The organism is Pseudomonas frederiksbergensis (assembly GCF_035751725.1).
GTDB classification, from domain to species: Bacteria; Pseudomonadota; Gammaproteobacteria; order Pseudomonadales; family Pseudomonadaceae; genus Aquipseudomonas; species Aquipseudomonas frederiksbergensis_A.
Window position 1 is genome coordinate 721854 of sequence record NZ_CP142104.1, and the last position, 21935, is coordinate 743788.

Below are 21935 nucleotides of genomic sequence, written 5' to 3' on the forward strand. Positions count from 1 at the left end.
GATTTTCTTGCTCGCGATGGCTGCGTCACGTTTTTCAGGCAGGCCGCTTTCGCGAGCAGGCTCGCTCCCTCAGGGGGATTTTGTGGTGAACCAGGGATTTGTGTACCCCGCCATCAGCTAATCCGACCAGCAAGCTTTTCATGACCCCCGGCAAAGCAGGCATAATGGCGACCCCTCGCCGTCGTGGCGTTTTCTTACCTGCCGGTCCAGCCTTGAACGAACGTCCATCTTCCAGCGTCGTACGCCCCTCCGGTTGCCCGGGATTGCTGCGTGTCGTCCAGGCGCTGGACGGCGGGATATGTCGAATCAAGCTCGATGGTGGTTCCATCCTGGCGGATCAGGCCGACGCCGTGGCCACTGTGGCCGAGCGGTTCGCCGATGGCGTGATCGAGGCGACCAACCGGGCCAACCTGCAGATCCGTGGGATCGGGCCGCAGCAAGACGCGCTGATCGCTCCATTGCTGGCCGCCGGGCTTGGCCCGCGCAACCCGGCCGGCGATGATGTGCGCAACCTGATGCTCAGCCCCTCGGCCGGGATCGATCGGCAGATGCTGTTCGACACGCGCCCGTTGGCCGAGCAGATCCTCGTTACCCTGCAAACCCATGAGCGTTTCCATGAGCTGTCGGCCAAGTTCGCCGTGCAACTGGACGGTGGCGAAGCGCTGGCGATGCTCGAACATCACCATGATCTTTGGTTGTCGGCGCTGGCCGGCGACGGCAAGCCTTGGCTGGCCTTCGGCTTGGCCGGTGTCCCGCTGGACAAGCCGGCAGGCCGGGTGCCCCTGGCCCAGGGGCATGCCCTGGTGGTGGCGGTGCTGGAGCTGTTTCTCGACCTGGCCCGCCCGGACCAGAACCGCATGCGCCACTTGCTGGCGGACATCCCCGCGGATGAACTCCTGGCTCGGTTGGCTCGCCGCGTGCCGCTGCAACCTTGCCCGGATTGGCAGCGGGGTGCGTCCATCGATGGCCTGCACATCGGCGTCCATCCCCAGTACGACGACCGCGTTTACGTCGGTGCGGTGGCACCCTTGGGCCGGCTTGATGCAGCGATGCTACGAGGAGTGGCGCAACTGGCGCGAGAGAAGGGCGATGGCAGCCTTCGCTTCACCCCTTGGCAAAGCCTGTTGCTGCCCAACGTGCGCCGCGAATATGCCGATGAAGTGTTGGCGCGGCTTGAGCAACTGGGGTTTTTAGCTTCGAGCGATCAGCCCCTGGCGCAACTCATCGCCTGCACCGGTTCCAGTGGCTGCGCCAAGGCCTTGGCCGACACCAAGGCCGACGCCCGCCGACTGGCCGAGCGGCTGCAAGGAAGAGGGCAGGCGCTAGAATTCCATCTTTCCGGTTGCCCGCGATCCTGCGCGGCGGCCCATATCGCGCCTGCCACCTTGCTGGCGGTCGCCCCCGGTCGTTATGACCTGTATTTTCGCGATGCCACGCTGCCGGGTTTCGGCGCGTTGCAGGCACACAATCTGACTATCGAAGCGCTCGACCACTGGCTCGACGCTCACCCCCGGAGCCCCCTTGATGCTTGATTACATCCGCGACGGCCAGGAGATCTATCGCAACTCCTTCGCGATCATCCGCGCCGAGGCCAACCTGGCGCGCATTCCGGCCGATCTGGAAAAACTCGCGGTGCGGGTGATCCACGCCTGCGGCATGGTCGAGGCGGTCGATGGCCTGCAGTTTTCCGAGGGCGCTGGCACGGCCGGGCGCCAGGCGTTGGCCGCCGGCGCACCGATCCTGTGCGACGCGCGGATGGTCTCCGAAGGCGTGACCCGAGCCCGTCTGCCGGCCAACAATCCAGTGATTTGTACCCTGCGCGATGAGCGCGTCCCGGCGCTGGCCGAAGAGCTGGGCAACACCCGTTCGGCGGCGGCGCTGGAGCTGTGGCGACCGCACCTGGAGGGCAGCGTCGTGGTCATCGGCAACGCGCCGACCGCGCTGTTCTACCTGCTGGAAATGCTCGACGCCGGCGCGCCGAAACCGGCCCTGATCCTCGGCTTCCCGGTGGGTTTCGTCGGCGCCGCCGAATCCAAGGCCGCGCTGGCGGCCAACAGCCGGGGCGTGCCGTTCGTGATCATGCAAGGTCGCCTGGGCGGCAGTGCCATGGCTGCCGCCGCCGTCAACGCCCTTGCCACGGAGATCGAATGATGCAGCAGCCTGGACGTCTGATCGGCCTCGGCGTGGGGCCCGGTGACCCGGAACTGATTACAGTCAAGGCACTGCGCTTGTTGCGCGAATCGCCCGTGGTGGCGTACTTCGTCGCCAAGGGCAAGAAGGGCAACGCCTTCGGCATCATCGAAGCCCATCTGCAAGACATGCAGACGTTGCTGCCGCTCGTCTACCCAGTCACCACCGAAGTGCTGCCGGCGCCGTTGTCCTATGAACAGGTGATCGCCGATTTCTATGACACCGCCGCCGAGCAATTGGCCGTGCACTTGGACGCAGGGCGTGACGTGGCGGTGATTTGCGAGGGCGATCCGTTCTTCTACGGTTCCTACATGTACCTGCATGATCGCTTGGCCGAGCGTTACATCGCCGAAGTCATCCCTGGGGTGTGCTCGATGCTCGGTGGCGCCTCGGTGCTCGGTGCGCCGCTGGTCTATCGCAACCAGAGCTTGTCGGTGCTCTCCGGTGTCTTGCCCCACGACGATCTCAAGCGCCGCCTGGCCGACGCCGACGCCGCCGTCATCATGAAGCTGGGACGCAATTTCCCCAAGGTTCGCCAGGTGCTCCAGGAACTGGGCATGGACGGGCGGGCGTTGTATGTGGAACGGGCCACCATGGCCAACCAGAAAATCGTGCCGCTGGATGAAGTGGAACCAATGTCCTCGCCGTATTTCTCGCTGATCATTGTCCCTGGCGAACGGTGGCAGGGATGACTCCAACGGTTGCGGCAATTGTCATCCTCGGCCAGGGCAGCCTGGCGACGGCCCGACGAATCCAACAGCGTTATCCCGGGGCTTTGATCCACGGCCTGGCCGGTCGGGTCGAGGGCTGTGATCGTCAATACACCGAGTTCGGCGCAACACTTCGCCAGCTCTATCAGCAAGATTCGCCGATCATCGCCCTGTGCGCGGCCGGCATCGTCATCCGCACCTTGGCGCCGCTGTTGCTGGAGAAGGGCGTCGAGCCGCCGGTGCTCGCGGTGGCCGAGGACGGCAGCGCCGTGGTGCCGTTGCTGGGTGGCCTGGGCGGGGTGAATGTCATGGCCCGGGAGATTGCGACAGCGCTGCAAGTCGCCCCGGCGATCACCACCAGCGGCGAATTGCGTTTCGGCACGTGCCTGCTCAACCCGCCAAGCGGCTACAGCCTCGGCGACCTGGAGCAGGGCAAGCGCTTTGTGTCCGATCTGCTGGCCGGTGAACCGGTGCGAATCGAAGGCGCGGCGCCGTGGCTGGATCAGGCTCAATTGCCGCAGGATGCGCAGGCGCGGCTGGCGATTCGTATCGACAGTGCCGCAGGCGCGCCGGCGGCGGACGAGTTACGGATCTATCCGCGCAATGTCGTGATTGCAGTAGGTGCCGGCACGGCGGATGTCTCCACGGTTATTGCCCAAGCGCTGGCCCAGGCTGATCTCGCGGAGCAGTCGCTGGCCTGTCTGTTGGCGGCGGACAGCGACATGGCGCGTCCAGAACTGCAGCAAGCGGCTTCGGCCCTGGGCGTACCGTTGCGATTCGCCGAGCCCGTGGGCGATGTCGCGCAGTGGCTGGAAGATGCCTTGGGCCAGTCGGTATCGATCCAGGCCGTGGGCAGCATTGCCATTGCCGTCGCCGCAGAACCCCTCGACCCGCAACGGATCGGCCGCGCGCGAGGGCGCCTGGCGGTGATCGGCCTGGGCCCTGGCGCCGCTGAGCTGATGGTGCCGGCCGTGCGCGCCGAACTTGACCGCGCCACCGACGTGCTGGGGTATGAGACCTATGTGCGCATGGCCGGTCCTTTCCGTGCCGACCAGGTGCAACACTGCACCGACAATCGCGAAGAGATGCAGCGCGCCCGGCATGCCTTTGAACTGGCGGCCCAGGGGCGTTCGGTGGTGGTGGTGTCCTCCGGCGATCCTGGCGTATTCGCCATGGCGGCGGCGGTGCTCGAAGCACTGCATGAGTCCAGTGATCCGGCCTGGCACCAGGTGGATCTGGAGATCCTGCCGGGCGTATCCGCTTCCCTCGCCACGGCCGCCCAGGCCGGCGCACCACTGGGGCATGACTTCTGCGTGATGTCGCTGTCGGACAACCTCAAGCCCTGGTCGATCATTGAGAAGCGCCTGGACCTTGCGGCGCAAGCCGACCTTGCACTGGCGTTCTACAACCCCATCTCGCGTGCTCGTCCATGGCAGTTGGGGCGGGCGCTGGAGATCGTCGCGCAACATCGCACACCGGACACTCCTGTCGTTCTGGGGCGTGACATTGGCCGGCCCGGCCAGACCTTGCGCGTCACGACACTGGGGCAATTGACGCCGGATCAGGTGGACATGCGCACCCTGGTGATCGTGGGCTCTTCCACGACCTGCGTGTTCCCTCGCGCCGAGGGTGGCCACTGGGTGTACACACCGCGCTGGTATGGCGACAAACCGCTCTGACAGATTCAGGCGGTGTTTTTTCTTACTATTGTTTTCCTGCAACTAACGCATAAAGCCCCGTTCAATCAATTGAACGGGGCTTTATGCGTTAGTTGCAGGTATTAGTTCTGATGCCTGCCGGCGCGGTGAGGATGTGCTTGTAATATCTCAACTTGTTTTATTTGGAAAATCTTTGGAAGCCTTGGTTTGTTGTGGTGTTTCATCTGGGTGAAGTATGTTGGTCTCGATCAGTATTGCTCTGAGGGTGATGAGTTGGTTTGAAAGCTCGCTCGGGTGAGTAATTATTTCTCGATTTCAGTTTTTTGTTTTTTAGTGCTGGTGTGTCTGCCGATGCTCATGGTGTCGGTTGTGCGTACTTGCTTGTTTGCAATAAAGGGATGTGTTGTCAATGAGTGAAGTTAAGTTGCCGGAAAAAGAAGTTTATGTTGATTTTGTCAGCATGTTGACGCGCGAGGAACTTGAGCGGGTATTGGAGCCGTACAAGAACAGTGAACAATACGAAGAGGCGGTTCGATATTACGACGGCTGTGTCGATTCAATGGGGTCTGCGCAACTGCTCGAACCGCTCAGCCTGCTCAGGCAAACGTTGGAGGGGTTACAGGGGAGGGGACGGCGACGCCGTACGCCAGCGGGGCCCGATAGCGGCCGTACTGCTGGCCTGACAAAGGTGGTCGGAGGAGTCACGGACTATGAAGCGCGACTGCGCAATGGTATTGAGCGCCCCCCTGCCACCGCGGTGCCGAAAAAATTGCATTTCGTCTGGCTCGGTGGGGCGCTGGGCCAGATTCAACTTGACTACATCAATATCTGGAAAAAAGTAATGCCGGACGATTACGTCGTGAATGTCTGGCATGACGAAGATGGTTTGTTGGCGCACGAAGCCACGCGGATTATTGTCGAAGCGGGAAAAGCAGCGACATGGGTGAGCGAAGATCAGGCGCAGAGTTCGCCTGAAGTTCTGGCTGATCGCTATGAAGCAAGAATAACCGCACTGAAGCGCGAAATGTTCTTGCACATCAATCGAGCGATGGCGCGGGGTGAAAGTGCGGATGAGGCGCGTATCGACTTATTGGTGAAAGGCTATGGACAGGATGAAAGTCGTCTGCGCGCACTCAAGGAAAGAAATGCCCAGGTCATGCGCGACCTTGTTAATGACGGGCTGCAATTGCGCAATGTTACCGAACTTCCGACATTTCCTGAGCTGAAGGAGTTTTACCACCGTGAAATGGGCCTGCGTGGAAATCTTGCGGCGGCCTCCGATCTTGTCCGGATGCTGGTTGAAGTTGCCGAGGGAGGTATCTACAGCGACGTGGATTTCTTGCCGCCGTTTGTCGATGACGTTGCAGGTATCGATATCAACCAGTTGGCGACCGCTCCGAGACGGGGGGTGTTGCAGTTGTTGCTCGACAACAATCCCGAGTGGATGCCTGGCCGCCGGGCGTCGGGCGAAGGGTTTAAGGATCACACCGGTTTTATTCTTAAAGATGATCGCAATGCGCTGGAGCGATTTGCAAAAAGCAGACCGCCTCTGGAACAGGTATTTGCTCCGTTCAAGCAAACCAGCGTTCCAGTCGACAGCTTGCGTTTGCCGTCCATCGAGGGGGGCGAATCCAATGCGTTGATTGTCAGTCATCCCGGTTCGGCTCCCTTGTGGACCATCATCCGGCGCTTCGAGACCTACCATCAGGCTTTGCTCGAGATCGAGCGCCAAGCCTTGAAGAGCAATATCGGATTCCATGAGTCCAACCGCTTGTGGGAGCTCGCGATAGAAGTGATTAAAGATCGAATCCACTTCGCCCAGCCCAAAATAGACCAGATGAACCTTGGGCCCGAGAATTTGGCGATTAGTATGTCCGACTATTTCAGTGATGGTATCCGGCCCCAGGCTAGAGGCACGATACACCTGACGGGGCCGGGGGCGTTGCGAGCGGGGCTGGAAGAATATAACGACAAGGCTTTCACGCCAGACGTGGTTGGGGCCGTCCGCGAATCCGTTCGACTCTATACGGGGTTCAACAACGCTACGGAGGAGGAGGCCGATCATTCATGGCTAGAGAATGCGCCTGAACTAAGCTGGCTTGAGCGCGAGACAACATCCTGGCGAGAAGGGAAATTCAGGGTCCGTTACGCGGGAAAGATCGCACAATTGCTCAAAGGCAGCACCCTTGAATTCAACGGCGGCTGGCCGGCGATCGAGGGGCACCCGATCTTGTCCACCGATTTGTTGCAGCATCTGGCCGCAGAGCTGGGCGAGCCCTTCAAGGATGCCATGCAACGCGGGCACGACGTTTCGAAGACCTTCGATTCGCCCATACCGCTGAGCTTTGAAGAACGCCAATATGTCAGCAGCCAAGGCGTTGTTGCACCGGCTTTCTTGAACGATCCGCAAAACAAACAGCGGTCTGTTCGCGAGTTGTTGGAGCGGCATGCCGAAAGCCCACTGCTTGCCATTGAGTTGAGCCCGTTGGAGCGCTTGCAGTTGGGACCCTTGATCGGTGCGAAGGCTTTGGATAATCACGGGTTTGAAGCGGCTCGACCGCAGTTGGACAAGTTGGCCGACAATACCAGCAGGTTTGGCACCGCCTTCGGTTATACGACAATTGAGCGAACGCTCCTCCAGTCCAGGGCGCCCGAATTCATGGCGGGGCTTGCCAGCACGGGTGACTACCCGCCGGTGCATGGTAAAACCGCCTCGCAATTGATGTCTTACGCACTGGACCAGCGGCTGACATTGCGCGAGTGGGGGCGGTGTGTTGCCGAGGTCAAGCGGGTCGCTCAACTGGAACACAAAGCAACGAAGAATCAGGTCAACAAGATCGTGGACGGGTTGCCCGAAACGCGGATGAAGGTGGCACCGCAGGACCTGCTGACCTCGAGAGAAGGTTCCATAAGTGGACGTTGTTACCCGCTGTCCTTGGTGACGGCGGCCGCTTTGTCGGAAGGCCGGGGGGCGGTCGACGTCCTGTTCGACCGGTTTTATGCGGTGATGAACGATCATGGCGCAAGCGACTCGGCAACGTTTTTGAACATACTGGAGTCGGTGGGCACCGTGAAGCTCGACACTGTCCTCGGCGCCACGCAACGTTCGACTCTGCAAAATATCGTCGATGTGCTCGAAGCCAAGTCAGCGACCGCTACGTTGATGCTCAACTCGGGTAACCATGCCATGCTCGTGGCCCGGGTCTTCAACGGCACGAGCAGCACTTATCATCTCTATGATCCAAATATCGGTTTGTTTTCCCCCACTGACACCTTGACGTTCAAGGACTTGTTGGAACGGTTATTCATCGAGCAGAAAATGGCTGCCAGATACGACGCGTTTGGCCCAGGTCATACAACGTTCGATTTGATCGAGTTGGACGGCGCACGTTTGTCGAGCCTGGCATTGCCAGGTGAAGTGACCGTTTCGCAGCTGATTCGGCCTGGAGCCTTGCCTGGGCAATCATTGATCCCGGCCAGAAAACGGATGGCCAGCGCTCTGGGACAGTCGCTTCAAAACAACGTCGAACTGGGCAGCAGCTTGCGGGCACTGGACGGCCATAGGCAGGCGCAGCAGATCAGCGAGGCGACCACTCAGCTGCGGGAAGCGAACAACCTGGCGCCTTCGCTGGTGCCCCTGTTCGACAGCCTGGAGGCTCTGCCGGAGGGTGGGTTCCGCATCACCCTGATTGATCGTGAGCAGCCGCAGCGAGTGACCTACGCCAAAACGAAAGATCCTCGTTTCAAACAGATCAAACGGTATCTGTCGGAGCATTTTACGGCCATGGGGGCCAACACCCCCGATATGTTGGAAGACCCTACCCACGTAGGTGGCGTTCACACGTTGAATGCCGGTTTCAGCATCTTGGCGCTGATGCACGCGCTACAGGGCCGCGAAGGGGATGATCGGTCCCTTACGACGGCGGTCCGGTTGCACGCCTATGTGGGTTATGCGCAATTGGCGCAGGGGCACCTGAGCGATATCAACGCTATGGTCCAGCTGGTTCGGGAGGCCTTGAAAGACGAAAAGGTCATTGCCAGTACCGTTGCGCCGGCCATCAAGGCCTCGTTGGGAAGCAGCGTGAGCGAAGCGACCGCCGGGCTGCTGCAGTTTGTGAGCGTCGGTCTCGACATCTACCAATTGGCAACCACACAGAACGACGTTGAGCGCGCCGAGTTCGGCACTCAGTTGGCTTTCGATACGGCAAGCCTGTTGTTGTGGGGAGGGGCTTATGCCGCCGGCGCCACCGCCGGGGCGGTGCTTGGCGGGGCGGCCGTGATAGTGGGCGGGCTGGCCTTCGGGGTGTCGGCGGTGGTCAAGGGCTTCGCCGTGATCGCCGAGCAAGCCAAGCAAGTCGGGCTGTTCTTCGATGATGTCGAAAAGGCTCACCACCATGCCTACACATTCGATACCACCCACACGCTCTGGAAACCCGACTCGTCCCTGGTGATCAAGACGATGGATCTGCGCAGCTCCACCCTATCGGTGGACGGGCCCAAACTGTATCCGCAACGCGATCATCTGGGCGTGCCGACCATGATCCTTGATTACGACCGGGCGATCGATATCCGTAAAGAGCTTGGCCTGCCTGATCAAGTCGAATTCAAGCCCCTGGCGAACCAGGGCATTGTCCTGCCCTATATCCCGCATAGCTGTTATCGCTATGAATACAAGGCGCTACCGTTTGCCAATTCGTACCATTGGACCGGTTTCGATACGGCGCGGCGCTTGGAGAAATGGCAAGAGAAGGAAGGCCAATGGCTGTTCCAGTTTTCCTTCTATTCGTTTCCGAGCCACCAGATACTCAATCGTCTCTTCAGTCCCGATTATCGCCCTACGACAGTTGATGTCTGGCTCGACGATGTCGATCGCTCGTTGCTCGTGCCCAAGCTGCAGCCGATTTGGATGGACAAGATCGAATATCACATTCGCGGTGCCGGAAAACGATGCACCGTGCTGCTCCACCCAGGCGTGAGCCTGATTCTCGAAACGACGGCGCCGCTGAAATCGGCATGGATGCTGGATGCACCCTGGGCCGAGGAAAGCGACGTCCAACTGGAGGGAAGCGACAAGTTATTCATCGGTGACGTTGCGGTGTCGATTACCGGAACGGGGCATAACGACATGCTGATAAGGATCAACCGAGACCAGATACTCAAGGTTGATGCCGGCGAACTATCCCATGTCGTGGTGGGACTGAAACCTGGCATGGATTCGCAAGCCGCGCACGATTACATGAAAACATTGGCCCAGCAGCATCGTCTGGTCGCGCCTTATACGCCGGTCCACCAGTACCTGGTTCCGTTCGAGGACCCGGATGAGCCCCGGTACGTCACGGCCTGGTACGACGCCGAGAAGGACCGTCATCTCTACATCCGGGATGAGATACCGGGCGTCGAAGACGCAGAGCTCGGGGCAGTGACCGACGGCTATGCCTGGTTCTACAACCCGGAGGAAGTGCGAATCTGGCAAGTCGACGCCGACAATGGCCAGGTGATCCGCTGTTATTGGTTGTGGTGTCCACAAAGCATGACGAGCAAGGTCCAAAGTATCGAGGTCGATGCCCGCGGTATGATCAGTTTCTCACAGCACGTTGCCCATAAAGACGGGTCCCGCGATGTGTTGGGTTATCTGATCCATGACGAAAAACTGCTCCTCAGTTCAGTGATTCGAGGCCGGGATAACAGGCTGGAGTCGGTTTTCAATGCTGCCGAGACGTTGGCAGACTGGTCGAGCGTGCTTCGTGAGGCTTTTGTCGTCCAGGCGCATTTGTCGAACGGGCATGCCTTCGATACCGTAGTTTGGCAGCCGGCTCCTTTCGTTTCGGTTTGCTGGAAGATTGATGACGAATCACGGGATATGGCATGGATTCGCAGCCGTGATCGCTTGATCATCCGGCCCTCGCCACGGCCCAAGCATTATCGTGCCTGGCCCGATTCAATCAAGAACCTGACCGATCTGGCGTTGCTTCCCCCGGTAGATGGTGGTGATAGTTTTATCATCTACAACAGACTCACCCAGTTCCTTTGTCACCAGCAACGCACACTCGTGGGGGGCAAGGGGCAATGGACCGTTAGCTGGAAACGTCCCGCAAAACTGAACAATATTGTGGCTGCCGACAATGGGTATGTGGCGGTGGATGGCGATGGGTTGTTTTTCAACCTGACGCCTCAATTCGAATTGTCATTCGCCGGCGTGGGTGAGCTGTGGCTCAAGGACCGCCAGCATTGGTGGTCCGACCTGGAAGCGCTAGGCGAAAAATACAAGGTTGATAGCTTTGCTATCGCCGGTTTGACCAATGCCGCTGGCGACTCGAAATTATGCGCCTGGTACATGGGCGGCAGGCTATTGCTGGCTAACCTCGGCTATGCAAAGGATGTCCGCTTGTTGAGGGCCAATCCGGACAGCGAGGCCGCCTGGTTGTTCGATGTTTCCGGTGGCGTGGTGTATCGCCAGGCCTTTATCGACCCGCAAGCGTTGACGCTCGCGTTTGGCAACGGATCGAAGTTATTGAAGGCTGGCGCGATACCCGCCGCCGAACGCGAATGGGACCCCCTGCAGTTCATCAAACTGACCACCGACGGGCCGGGGCTTCGGGGCGTCACCTTCGAAGGTGTGATCGTTACGCTGCGCGAAGGCGAGCCGGCGTTGATCACGGGGGTCACGGAGGATTGGGTGGCTATCCAAGGGGACCGGGTAATCGAGGGGCTTGAGCGACTGGCGGCCCAGCCGTCGTGCAGTGCCCTGCTGACGGTGGAAGATGCCGATCAACTCAAGTGGTTCGTCGCCGCGACCGGGAAATTGATCCAGGCTCCCAAGTCCGCCGCCCCGCAAGTCTTCGACGTGTTGGGAACCTTAAGTCACAACAACGTATTACTCCATGATAAAACGGATGGAAAGTTGCGCCTCTTGCCAAAGCCGAAACAGACCGCGTCACTCGCTTATGTCCTACGTGAGGGGGAAGTGATGGTCGTCGAGGGCCAGGCCTTGAAAAGCGGGGACCTGCGCCCGCTGGTTCCGGATGATGTACGCACTCTTGTCTTGCGCTTGGGGCTGGGGGAGACCACTTATCGTTTGTCAAAGACGGTCTTGTTACTGGTCGACTCGGTCATCCTTGACTGTCAACGTTTATTGGGCAGCGTGGTGACAAGTCCGTCCAAGTTTATCTGGGAGCTGGATAAACCCGACCAACTGCTGCTCAGCAAAGTCGACGAGCACTTGGTCATCATCGACCCGGACAGCGGGCGCAGTGTGATTGGTCGCGACGTATTTGCCACGGATGACAACTTGCTTGGCGATGTGTTGCTCAGTTTCGGTGACGACCGACACTGTGAGCTTTCGTTCTTGATATCAAGTATGAGGGCTTTATCGGATAACCAGAACGGCACAACCCTGGGTAAGGTATTTGCGGTGACGGCGGTCCCGACAACTTGATGGGTTAGATGGACGATCCATGAGTGAACAAAAAGGGTTGCAGGCATCATCAGCTGCAACCCTTGATCATAGGTCTATTGGCTTTTATATCTATTGCGCCGCCTCCCATCGGGTGAAAGTAATAGCTTCGAATCAAGTTTGATCAAGCGTTCTTTCGCAGGGCAAAACGCCTCATGACGTGTGTATCCAGCTTCTTTCGGATAAGCGCTCTTCGCTTGTCCAGCTCGTTTCTGTCCAACTTCAAATATGCCTTTCGCTGGGTAATGCTGGCAGAGTTCTTTGTCCACTCCCAGAACAAGAAGCCGTGCTTTCTTGTGCTGACGCTCAGTTCTAACTTGTACAAGGCTATAACCAGATTGCCCCGTGAATCGTAGCGCGCCGGAACAATTTGAAATGACTCGCCCTCGCGGGTTTGCGTGTCCAGCGACAGCATGGCCGCCTCGCTGGTTTTCAGCGTATCCAGCGTATCGATCATCGCATTGGCCTGTGATGAGTCACGCATGCCTTGGGCACTCTCCACCAGAAAATCCGCCACGGAGCCCGAGACCATATGCTGGGTGGTTGTGTAGATAGAGTCGTGGTACAGCGACCAGCCCAGGAAATTAAGGGTGCGCACATACTCCTCGAACCAGCCCTTGGGATCGGCGTAGCGGTGATAACCGAGATCGGCCGAGCCGGTGGCTATGTTATTGCAATCGGCGATGTCGTCGTGGTCTTGCTGAAGAGGCGCGCCGATATATGAAAAAAGATTCGGGCCTGTCACCAGTCCGGTTAAGGGTTGTTCGTCCATGGTAATCATCCGTCTGCTGTTGTAGAAGGTTATATGAATACAGCTGCGGTGAGGATATTCAAGTCTGTTGAAACTTTTATTGGCCTCTGAATGTGTTGTTTTGGAATGGCTGCGCTACATATATTGTATTTAGTTTTCAATGTTAATTCCTAGTTCGATAAATTAGATTCTGAGTTGTCCGCAGGAGCGGTCGTTTATCTAATAAAGGAAGCATCATGGAAATTTTAGAAAGTAACGTAAGTGTTGAACAGAGCGTTGAGCTGGTGAGTGCACGTATCAACAGGCGCAAGGCGTTGGCTTCGACTATGCGGCGCATGCGCAGGTCGGCGGTACAGTCGCTACAAGACAACCCAACCAAAGAGATGGATGCGCTGATGCTGGGGGATGCACTGGTGGGCTACGGCCAAGGCATGTCGCTCAATAACATGGCAATCATGGAAAACCTGATGACCATGGCGATCATGGAAGCCAACTTCGAAGTGCCCGGTGGCAAAAACACCCGCGGATGGTATGACGCCTTCATTCGCTGCCTGCAGGACCTCGGCTGTTTCGTCGCCGATGACGGTTACTCCCGCTATTCCGAGAGTTCCCTGCAGGTGGATATGGACCTGGTGATCAGCGATATCGTCAAAGGGATCGTCGACGGCGTGAAAGCCAGTATCCCCGCGGCGACAGTGCTGGGTTCCGTGGTCAATACCACGATCGATGGTTTGAAGCAGGACAAGGAAACCCTCAATCTGTTCGGCACCCAGGCCAAGGCGGCCGATGGCGCACGTCTATCCGTCATTCCTTGCGAACAACTGTCCAACGGTATTCTGATTGCGTCCTCCAGCTCGGTCAAACAGACCGGGTCCTCCAGTAACGGTGGCGTGCTCTTCGTAAACTGGCGCGCTTCGGCGCGGGAGATCTTCCGTGGCAAATCGTTCGTGACCTTCAATCCGGCACGTTACGAGGACTACCGGCAGGAAATCGAAGAATACCTGGGCGTACATCGTCGGGAAGTCTTGAGCAAGCGTTTCAGTCGTCGCAAGCATGCCTGAGTTCAATACTGGCCAGGGTCACGGCGCCAGGTAGCCTTTCACCCCGGTAAAGATGATCTGCGCTGCCAACGCACAGACGAACAGTCCCATCAAGCGGCTGACAATCTGCAAGCCCTGGTCGCCAAGAATCCGTTCGATACGGCTGGACAGGTAAAGCACGACGCCAACGGTGAAGCTGGCCAGGGCGATGCTGATGATGGCCATGAGTTTGTCGTCCCAGTGCGGCTGGCTCACGCCCATCACCAGCAGGGCCCCGATGGTGCCGGGGCCGACGGTCAATGGAATCGTCAGCGGGACGATGGTCACGTCCTGCTGCACGTTATCGGTCTGTACGGCGGATTTGCCTTGGGCCATGCCCAGCGCCGAAATGAACAGCACGCTGCCAGCGCCGATACGGAACGCATCTACCGTGATGCCGAACACGCTGAAAATCACTCTTCCGAACAAGTACAGCAATACGCTGGACACCAGCGTTGCGGTCGCCACCTTCCAGGCCAGTCGACGTTGTTCCTTGCGTGAGTAGCCGCGAGTCAGGCTGATAAAACACGACAGGACAAAGAAGGGGCTGTAGAGCACCAGCATCTTCAGGTAAACGCTGAACAGCACATGGAGCATGGCAAGACTCGAGAAAGGAGGAACACGACGGGAGTCTATCAGGCGTTTCGGCGCCTGTCGGCTCAGGAGGTTTGTGCCGTGCGGTTCTGCTGATCGCGCTGGGCCACCCAGTGTTCAATCAGCTCGCGCAACTGCGACAGTTCCACGGGCTTGGCCATGTGCCCGTCCATTCCGGCCTGGCGGGCGCGTTCCTTGTGTTCGGCCAGGATATGCGCCGTGAGCGCCACCACTGGCGTACGGGTGCGCTGGTTACCGACTTCCCAGGCACGCAGCTGTTGGGTGGCGGAGAATCCATCGAGGATCGGCATCTCGCAGTCCATCAAGACCAGGTCGTAGCGCTGTTCTTTCATGGCTTTGAGGGCTTCCTCGCCGTTGCTGGCGGTGTCGGGTTGCAGGTTGAGCTTGCCGAGCATGCCGCGGATGACCTTGGTGGAAATGGTGTTGTCCTCAGCCACCAGGATCCGGAAATCGCTGGGAACCTGCACGGGAGTGGGAGGGCCGGCATTGACCGGCAGGTTCGGCGCCTGGCCTTTGTTGCGCTGGTTCAGTTCGTCCGCCAGGGTCGTCTTGAGCGTATAGCCCGCCACCGGTTTGGCGAGGATGCGCTTGACGCCGCTGTTTCGCGCCACGATCTTGCTCGGTGCGTTGCTGATGCCGGTCAGCATGATCAACAGGATGTCGTGGTTCAGGCTCGGATCTTCCTTGATCTTGGCTGCCAGCTGCATTCCCGTCATGCCAGGCATGTTCTGGTCCAGCAGCACCACGTCGAAATAGTCGCGCAAGTGAGCCTTGGTGCGCAGCAGCGCCAAGGCTTCCTTGCCCGACGGCACGGCGCTGACGTTCAAGCCCCAGGCGCTGCATTGCTGCACGAGGACTTTGCGGCAGGTGTCGTTGTCGTCGACCACCAGCACCCGTGCGCCTTGCAGGGGGCTATCGAGGTCTGCGGTCGGATGTTCGAGGCGGTCCGGGTCCAGCGGCAAGGTCAGCCACAAGGTGCTGCCTTGGCTGCTGCCGCTCTTGATGCCGAACTCGCCGTGCATCAGCATGATCAGTTGCCGGGCAATGAGCAGCCCCAGGTTGCCACCCAGGCGCGTGGCGGACAGAACATTCTTGCTGTGCAGCTCGGCATGCATCAGCGTATCGCGTTCTTCGGCATCCATGGGCGACCCGCTGTCCTGTACCGCGATGCGCAGGCGTGGCTGGTCGCTGCGTTCGTCGAGGGCGACGACGATCAGCACCTCGCCTTCGTCGGTTTTCTTCAGGGCGTTTTCCAACAGGCTCAACAGTGCCTGGCGCAGGCGCGTCGGATCGCCGCTGATGACTCGAGGAACCTGGGGCTGGATGAAACTGATCAGCTCGACGTTCTGCTGTTCGGCCTTGGCGCGGAAAATGCTCAGGCAGTCCTCGATCAACGCATTGAGGTCGAACTGCACATCATCGAGCTCGATTTGCCCGGATTCGAGCCGGGAAATGTCGAGAATCTCATTGATCAACGTTAGCAGTTCGTTGCCGGCGCTGTGGATCGTCTGCACGTAGTCGCGCTGCTTGACCGATAGCGGCGTGCCTAGCAACAGCTCGGTCATGCCCAGCACACCATTCATCGGCGTGCGGATCTCATGGCTGATCTTGGCCAGGAATTCGGCCTTGGCGTTGATCTCGGCGTTGCTCGCGGCTAGGTCGCGGCTGACGCTGAAGCGATTTTCATTGATCGACCGCTGACGTTCGCCCAATGCGATGCTCATCAGCAGGCCACTGATGCAGATAATGACCAGCAACGTGACGATCAGCCCTTGGGGCGCGACTTCGGTCAGCCCCTGCAGGGCCGGAAGGATGATCAGCGTACCCAGGTTGAACACCACCATGGCGGCGACGAACAACCGTGCCGGGCGGTAGCCCTTCTGCCAGTGCCAGGCGCTGACGAACAGCATGCTCAGGCCAGCCAGGGCCACCAAGGCGTAGGTCATGATATTGAGTGGCAGCGTGTTGACGAACAGCAGCAACAGGCTACACAGCATGATGAAGACTATTTCGCCCAGCAGAAGCCGGTTCAGCGGGTGCGGTCCCAGCGGCGCGAAGTAACGATAGGCAAACATCAGCCCGCAGGGCGCCGTCAGCAACAGGGCCAGGTAGGCCCCCGGCGTCTGGATTGCCGGCCAATCAGGCAGCCAGGCCCCCGCGAGGTTCAGCAGCAATATCAGGCTGAGCATCAGCAACCCTTCGCAGGCGGCGAGCCACAGGCAACTGCGTGATCGGGTATAGGCGTAGCGGGTGAGGTTGTGCAGGATCAGCATGGCGATGCAGCCGAACAACAGCCCATAGACCAGCGTCTGGTTCTGGTTGGCTGCCGCCAGGACGGCCGGCTGCAAGGTGACATAGGGGCGCAGCTCGTAGCGCGATGCCAATCTCAGGTAGACGTCCAGCGATTTATCGCTGCGCGGCAAGGGCAGCATGAAATCGCTGCTCGGCACCATGGGTTCGGTATGCGGCATGGCGTTGCCGCTGACTTGTTGGCCGACGAGAGTGTCGCCATCCAATACATAGAGATTCAGGCGCGATAGATCAGGCGCGAAGACACGCAGGATCTGTTCATGCCGGTCGGGGGAAAGCCGGAAGCGCAGCCACAGGGCACCACCAGGTTCGGCTGCCTTGAGGTGGTCCAGATCAATGGGGCTGAACTGGTTGGTATAGCGTGCAGAGCGGATGTCGCTCAGCTTCAGGTCGCCCTGTTCGTCGAGCAAAACCGCCCAGCCACTGCCGGGCGCCGCCTGGGCCGGCACGCAGAGCAGCGTCAGCAGGGTAACGGTCAAGCTTATGGCAATCCTGAGCCAGCGCACGGCGAAATCCCTTCGTAGGTTGATGCCAGATTATAACTATGCGCGGCGCCCGAGCAGACAGGCAAGAGCCCTGGGCTCCTGCCTGTCTGAATGGCAGGGTTATTCCAGGTTTTCGCCACGTTCGCGGGCAATGGCACGGTAGCCAATGTCCTTGCGGTAGAAACAGCCTTCCCAATCAATCTGCGCGGCAAGCTTGTAGGCCTGCTGCTGAGCGGCATCAACGCTGATGCCCATGGCCGTGGCGCACAGCACCCGACCACCGGCAGTCACGACCTGGCCGTCCTTGAGTGCCGTACCGGCGTGGAAAACCTTGCCTTCCAGTTGGGCGGCTGCTTCCAGGCCGTTGATCGCACGGCCTTTGGCGTAGTCGCCCGGATAACCACCAGCGGCCAGCACGACGCCGACGCTCGGACGCGGGTCCCATTGAGCTTCAACCTTATCCAGCGCCTGCGCCAGGGCGGCTTCGACCAGCAGCACCAGGCTCGATTGCAGGCGCAGCATCACCGGCTGGGTCTCAGGATCGCCGAAACGGCAGTTGAATTCGATGACTTTTGGGTTACCAGCCTTGTCAATCATCAAGCCAGCATAGAGGAAACCAGTGTAGACGTTGCCTTCCTCGGCCATGCCGCGCACGGTCGGCCAGATGACCTGGTCCATCACGCGCTGGTGTACCTCGGCCGTGACCACTGGCGCTGGGGAGTAAGCGCCCATGCCGCCGGTGTTCGGGCCGCTGTCGCCATCGCCGACACGCTTGTGGTCTTGGCTGGTTGCCATCGGCAGGACGTTCTTTCCGTCGACCATGACGATGAAGCTGGCTTCCTCGCCGTCGAGGAATTCTTCGATCACGACGCGGGAACCGGCATCACCGAAGGCATTGCCGGCGAGCATGTCGCGCACGGCCTCTTCTGCCTCGGCCAGGGTCATGGCAACGATCACGCCTTTACCGGCGGCCAGGCCGTCCGCCTTGATCACGATCGGTGCGCCTTTTTCGCGCAGGTACGCCAGGGCCGGTTCGATTTCGGTGAAGTTCTGGTAGTCGGCGGTCGGGATCTTGTGACGCGCCAGGAAATCCTTGGTGAAGGCTTTCGAACCTTCCAGCTGCGCAGCACCGGCGGTCGGGCCGAAGCAATCCAGGCCGCGAGTCCGGAACAGATCGACCACGCCGGCGACCAGCGGTACTTCCGGACCGACGATGGTCAGCGAGACGTTTTTTTCGGCGAAATCGGCCAGTTGTTCCAAGGCCAGCACGTCGATCGCAACGTTTTCGCATTTGGCTTCGATGGCGGTGCCAGCATTGCCCGGTGCGACAAACACCTTCTGCACGCGCGGATCCTGAGCTACTTTCCAGGCCAGGGCGTGTTCACGGCCACCGCTGCCAATGATCAAAACATTCATTTCAAAAACCTCGGATGACGCTGATTCTGTTTGGAGCCTAGGGCGTCATGCGCCGTAGGAGGTCGCAATGAAGCCGGTAGATGCAAGGCAGAGTGGACCTCGGTGAGCGGAGTTGCCTTTTGGCAATGAGCATCATCGAGGTCGGCCCCAACGCAGCAGATGCCGGCTTCAGTACGGCCGTTGCCTTGTTAGTGACGGAAGTGACGCATGCCGGTGAACACCATCGCGATGCCGGCTTCATCAGCCGCAGCAATCACTTCAGCGTCACGCATCGAACCACCCGGCTGGATCACCGCAGTGATGCCAACCTTCGCAGCATTGTCGATACCGTCGCGGAACGGGAAGAACGCGTCGGAAGCCATGACCGCGCCCTGTACCTGCAAGCCGGCGTGTTCAGCCTTGATGGCGGCGATGCGGGCCGAATTCACTCGGCTCATCTGGCCGGCGCCGACACCGATGGTCTGGCGGTTCTTGGCATAGACGATGGCGTTGGACTTGACGTACTTGGCGACTTTCCAGGCGAAGATCAGGTCATTGATTTCCTGCTCGCTCGGGGCGCGCTGGGTCACCACTTTCAGGTCTTCGCTGCCGATCATGCCGATGTCCCGGCTCTGGACCAGCAGGCCGCCATTGACGCGCTTGTAGTCCCAGGCCGGCGCACGGTCGGCCGACCATTGGCCGCAGGCCAGCAGGCGCACGTTGGCCTTGGCGGCGACGATGGCACGGGCTTCTTCGCTGACCGAAGGGGCGATGATCACTTCGACGAACTGGCGCTCGACGATGGCCTTGGCGGTCTCGGCGTCCAGTTCACGGTTGAAGGCGATAATGCCGCCGAAGGCCGACTCGGTGTCGGTGGCGTAGGCCAGTTCGTAGGCCTGGCGGATGCCGCCTTCGGCGTCCGGGCTCACAGCCACGCCGCACGGGTTGGCGTGCTTGACGATCACGCAGGCTGGCTTGACGAAGCTCTTCACGCACTCCAGCGCGGCGTCGGTGTCGGCCACGTTGTTGAACGACAGTTCCTTGCCTTGCAACTGGGTGGCGGTGGCGATGCCGACTTCGGCAGGCTTGGCTTCCACGTAGAACGCCGCGCTCTGGTGCGGGTTCTCACCGTAGCGCATTTCCTGGGCCTTGATGAATTGGGTGTTGAAGGTGCGCGGGAATTCGCTGCGGCCTTCCGTACTCAAGGTGTCGGCGGCCTGGTTCACGGTGCCCATGTAGTTGGCGATCATGCCGTCATAGGCAGCGGTGTGTTCGAAGGCCTTGAGCATCAGGTCGAAACGCTGGGCGTAGGTCAGGCCACCGGCCTTGAGGTTTTCCAGCACGCTGGCGTAATCGCTGGCGTTGACCACGATCGCCACGTCCTTATGGTTCTTGGCCGCAGAACGGACCATGGTCGGACCGCCGATGTCGATGTTCTCGATGGCGGTTGGCAGGTCGCAGCCAGGCTTGTTGATGGTGGCTTCGAACGGGTAGAGGTTGACCGCCACCAGGTCGATCGGCTTGATGCCGTGCTCATTCATGATGGCGTCGTCGATGCCGCGACGGCCCAGGATCCCGCCGTGGATCTTTGGGTGCAGGGTCTTGACGCGACCGTCCATCATTTCCGCAAAACCGGTGTAGTCCGCGACTTCCACTGCGGCGATACCGTTGTCCTGCAGCAGCTTGAAGGTCCCACCGGTGGAGAGAATCTCGACGCCCAGCTGTTGCAGCTCGCGGGCGAATTCGAGGATCCCGGTCTTGTCGGAAACGCTGATCAAGGCGCGGCGGATCGGCAGGCGGGTGGTCTGGTCGGTCATTTCAAGTTCCATCAAAAGCAAGGGAAGTCAGCAAAAAAGGCGACCGTTTTTTACGCGGGCGCCTTTCTGGTTTGATTGAATGCTTAAAGCAAGTCGTACTGCTTGAGTTTCTTGCGCAGGGTGCCGCGATTCAGGCCCAGCAACTCGCTGGCCTTGGTCTGGTTGCCCTTGACGTAGTTCATCACGCTTTCGAGCAGAGGCGCCTCGACTTCGGAGAGCACCAGGTTGTACACATCCGTGACGGCAGCGCCCTCAAGGTGGGCGAAATAATTGTGCAGCGCCTTCTCGACGCTCCCGCGAAGGGTCTGGCCTTCTTCGCTGGGCGTATTGAGGTGCTGTTTCAAATTCACGTTGTCGCTCACGGGTGCTGTTCCACTCACTAAAGTCTCGGTCATCATCGTCATGCGGCCACCCCTTCGTCCCCTGTCAGGCTCTTGTAACGTTCGGCGAAGAACGCCTGAACGTCGGCGCATTGTGCTTGCGTACCATCCAAACGATTGAAACGGGCGCGAAACTCCCTGGCGCCCGGCAGGGTTGCGAGATACCAGCCCACATGCTTGCGAGCGATGCGTACGCCCATGACTTCACCATAGAAGGCATGCAGCGCGGCCAGATGCTCTAGCAGAATACGTTCCACCTCGGACAACAACGGCGCAGCGAGTTTTTCACCGGTGCGCAGGTAGTGTTCGATTTCACGAAAAATCCATGGCCGCCCCTGGGCGGCCCGGCCGATCAACAGGCCGTCGGCCCCGGTCGCGTCCAGTACGTACCGGGCCTTTTCGGGCGAGTCGATATCGCCGTTGGCAAAGACCGGAATGGACACCGCCTGCTTGATCGCGGCTATGGTGTCGTACTCGGCCTCGCCGGTATACAGGTCTGCACGGGTACGGCCATGGACCGCCAGCGCCGTAATGCCTGCCTGTTCGGCGATCTTCGCCACCGTCAGGCCGTTCTTGTTGTCCCGGTCCCACCCGGTACGGATCTTCAGGGTCACCGGCACATCAACCGCGGCGACAACCGCCTGCAGGATCTCGGTGACCAGCGCTTCGTCCTTCAACAGCGCCGAGCCCGCGGCCTTGTTGCAGACCTTCTTCGCCGGGCAGCCCATGTTGATGTCGATGATCTGCGCCCCTAACTCGACGTTCGCCCGGGCCGCCTCCGCCAGCATCTGTGCATCACCACCGGCGATCTGTACCGAGCGGGGCTCGGGATCACCTTCGTGGATCATGCGCAGGCGCGATTTGCGGGTGTTCCACAAACTCATGTCGCTGGTAACCATTTCCGACACCACCAGTCCTGCGCCCAATCGTTTGCACAACTGACGAAAGGGCTGGTCGGTGACGCCCGCCATAGGGGCGAGAACCAGGCCGTTCTGCAATGTATATGGGCCGATGCGTACCGCCGACATAGGACTTCCCTGAAGTGGGGCCGGATCATGAGACTTCGAAAAAGGGTTGGCATGATACCCGCTC

Annotated in this window: 13 protein-coding genes; 6 read left to right on the plus strand and 7 right to left on the minus strand. The window is 59.8% G+C overall.

Annotated features, from left to right (window positions below; genetic code table 11):
• The first annotated feature begins 140 nt into the window (after positions 1–140).
• From cobG to VQ575_RS03250, 5 genes are all read left to right on the plus strand, one after another.
• On the plus strand, positions 141–1532 hold the full coding sequence (gene cobG, locus VQ575_RS03230) for a precorrin-3B synthase (protein ID WP_198724137.1): 1392 nt from the start codon (positions 141–143) through the stop codon (positions 1530–1532).
• The gene (locus tag VQ575_RS03235; protein WP_039593510.1) at positions 1525–2151 is read left to right on the plus strand and encodes a precorrin-8X methylmutase; all 627 of its coding nucleotides are present in this window, start codon (positions 1525–1527) and stop codon (positions 2149–2151) included. The genes cobG and VQ575_RS03235 overlap by 8 nt, the downstream gene beginning before the upstream one ends.
• Positions 2151–2882 carry a precorrin-2 C(20)-methyltransferase gene (locus VQ575_RS03240; protein WP_325919864.1) on the plus strand — a complete coding sequence of 244 codons (732 nt, stop codon included), beginning with the start codon at positions 2151–2153 and terminating at the stop codon, positions 2880–2882. The genes VQ575_RS03235 and VQ575_RS03240 overlap by 1 nt, the downstream gene beginning before the upstream one ends.
• On the plus strand, positions 2879–4579 hold the full coding sequence (cobJ, locus tag VQ575_RS03245; RefSeq protein ID WP_325919066.1) for a precorrin-3B C(17)-methyltransferase: 1701 nt from the start codon (positions 2879–2881) through the stop codon (positions 4577–4579). The genes VQ575_RS03240 and cobJ overlap by 4 nt, the downstream gene beginning before the upstream one ends.
• Before the next feature lie 388 nt (positions 4580–4967).
• A complete protein-coding gene (locus VQ575_RS03250) occupies positions 4968–11993 on the plus strand; it encodes a TcdA/TcdB pore-forming domain-containing protein (protein WP_325919067.1) in 7026 nt (2341 codons plus the stop codon).
• A 142-nt stretch (positions 11994–12135) separates the two neighbouring features.
• Here the strand turns inward: VQ575_RS03250 and VQ575_RS03255 are convergent, their stop codons facing one another.
• Positions 12136–12783, minus strand: coding sequence for a hypothetical protein (locus VQ575_RS03255; RefSeq protein WP_039593514.1), 648 nt, complete (start codon positions 12781–12783; stop codon positions 12136–12138).
• 215 nt (positions 12784–12998) lie between these two features.
• Here VQ575_RS03255 and VQ575_RS03260 point away from each other — a divergent pair, with 215 nt between their 5' ends.
• A complete protein-coding gene (locus VQ575_RS03260) occupies positions 12999–13823 on the plus strand; it encodes a hypothetical protein (RefSeq protein WP_039593515.1) in 825 nt (274 codons plus the stop codon).
• An 18-nt stretch (positions 13824–13841) separates the two neighbouring features.
• Here the strand turns inward: VQ575_RS03260 and VQ575_RS03265 are convergent, their stop codons facing one another.
• The 6 genes from VQ575_RS03265 to dusB all read right to left on the minus strand — a co-directional run bounded on the left by VQ575_RS03265 (position 13842) and on the right by dusB (position 21871).
• Positions 13842–14438, minus strand: a complete 597-nt coding sequence (locus VQ575_RS03265) for a MarC family protein (protein ID WP_039593516.1) — start codon at positions 14436–14438, stop codon at positions 13842–13844.
• A gap of 62 nt (positions 14439–14500) precedes the next feature.
• Positions 14501–17272 (minus strand): hybrid sensor histidine kinase/response regulator, encoded by a 2772-nt coding sequence (locus tag VQ575_RS03270; RefSeq protein WP_039593517.1) that lies wholly within the window; start codon positions 17270–17272, stop codon positions 14501–14503.
• Positions 17273–17371: 99 nt separating this feature from the next.
• Positions 17372–18667, minus strand: coding sequence for a phosphoribosylamine--glycine ligase (purD, locus tag VQ575_RS03275; protein WP_039593518.1), 1296 nt, complete (start codon positions 18665–18667; stop codon positions 17372–17374).
• 188 nt (positions 18668–18855) lie between these two features.
• Entirely contained in the window at positions 18856–20463 is a 1608-nt protein-coding gene (gene purH / locus VQ575_RS03280; protein WP_039593519.1) for a bifunctional phosphoribosylaminoimidazolecarboxamide formyltransferase/IMP cyclohydrolase, read from the minus strand.
• An 83-nt stretch (positions 20464–20546) separates the two neighbouring features.
• Complete coding sequence (gene fis / locus VQ575_RS03285) at positions 20547–20867, minus strand: DNA-binding transcriptional regulator Fis (protein WP_007921650.1); 321 nt, start codon at positions 20865–20867, stop codon at positions 20547–20549.
• Positions 20864–21871 carry a tRNA dihydrouridine synthase DusB gene (gene dusB, locus VQ575_RS03290; protein ID WP_039593520.1) on the minus strand — a complete coding sequence of 336 codons (1008 nt, stop codon included), beginning with the start codon at positions 21869–21871 and terminating at the stop codon, positions 20864–20866. Before dusB ends, fis begins: the two co-directional genes overlap by 4 nt.
• Positions 21872–21935: the final 64 nt, after the last annotated feature.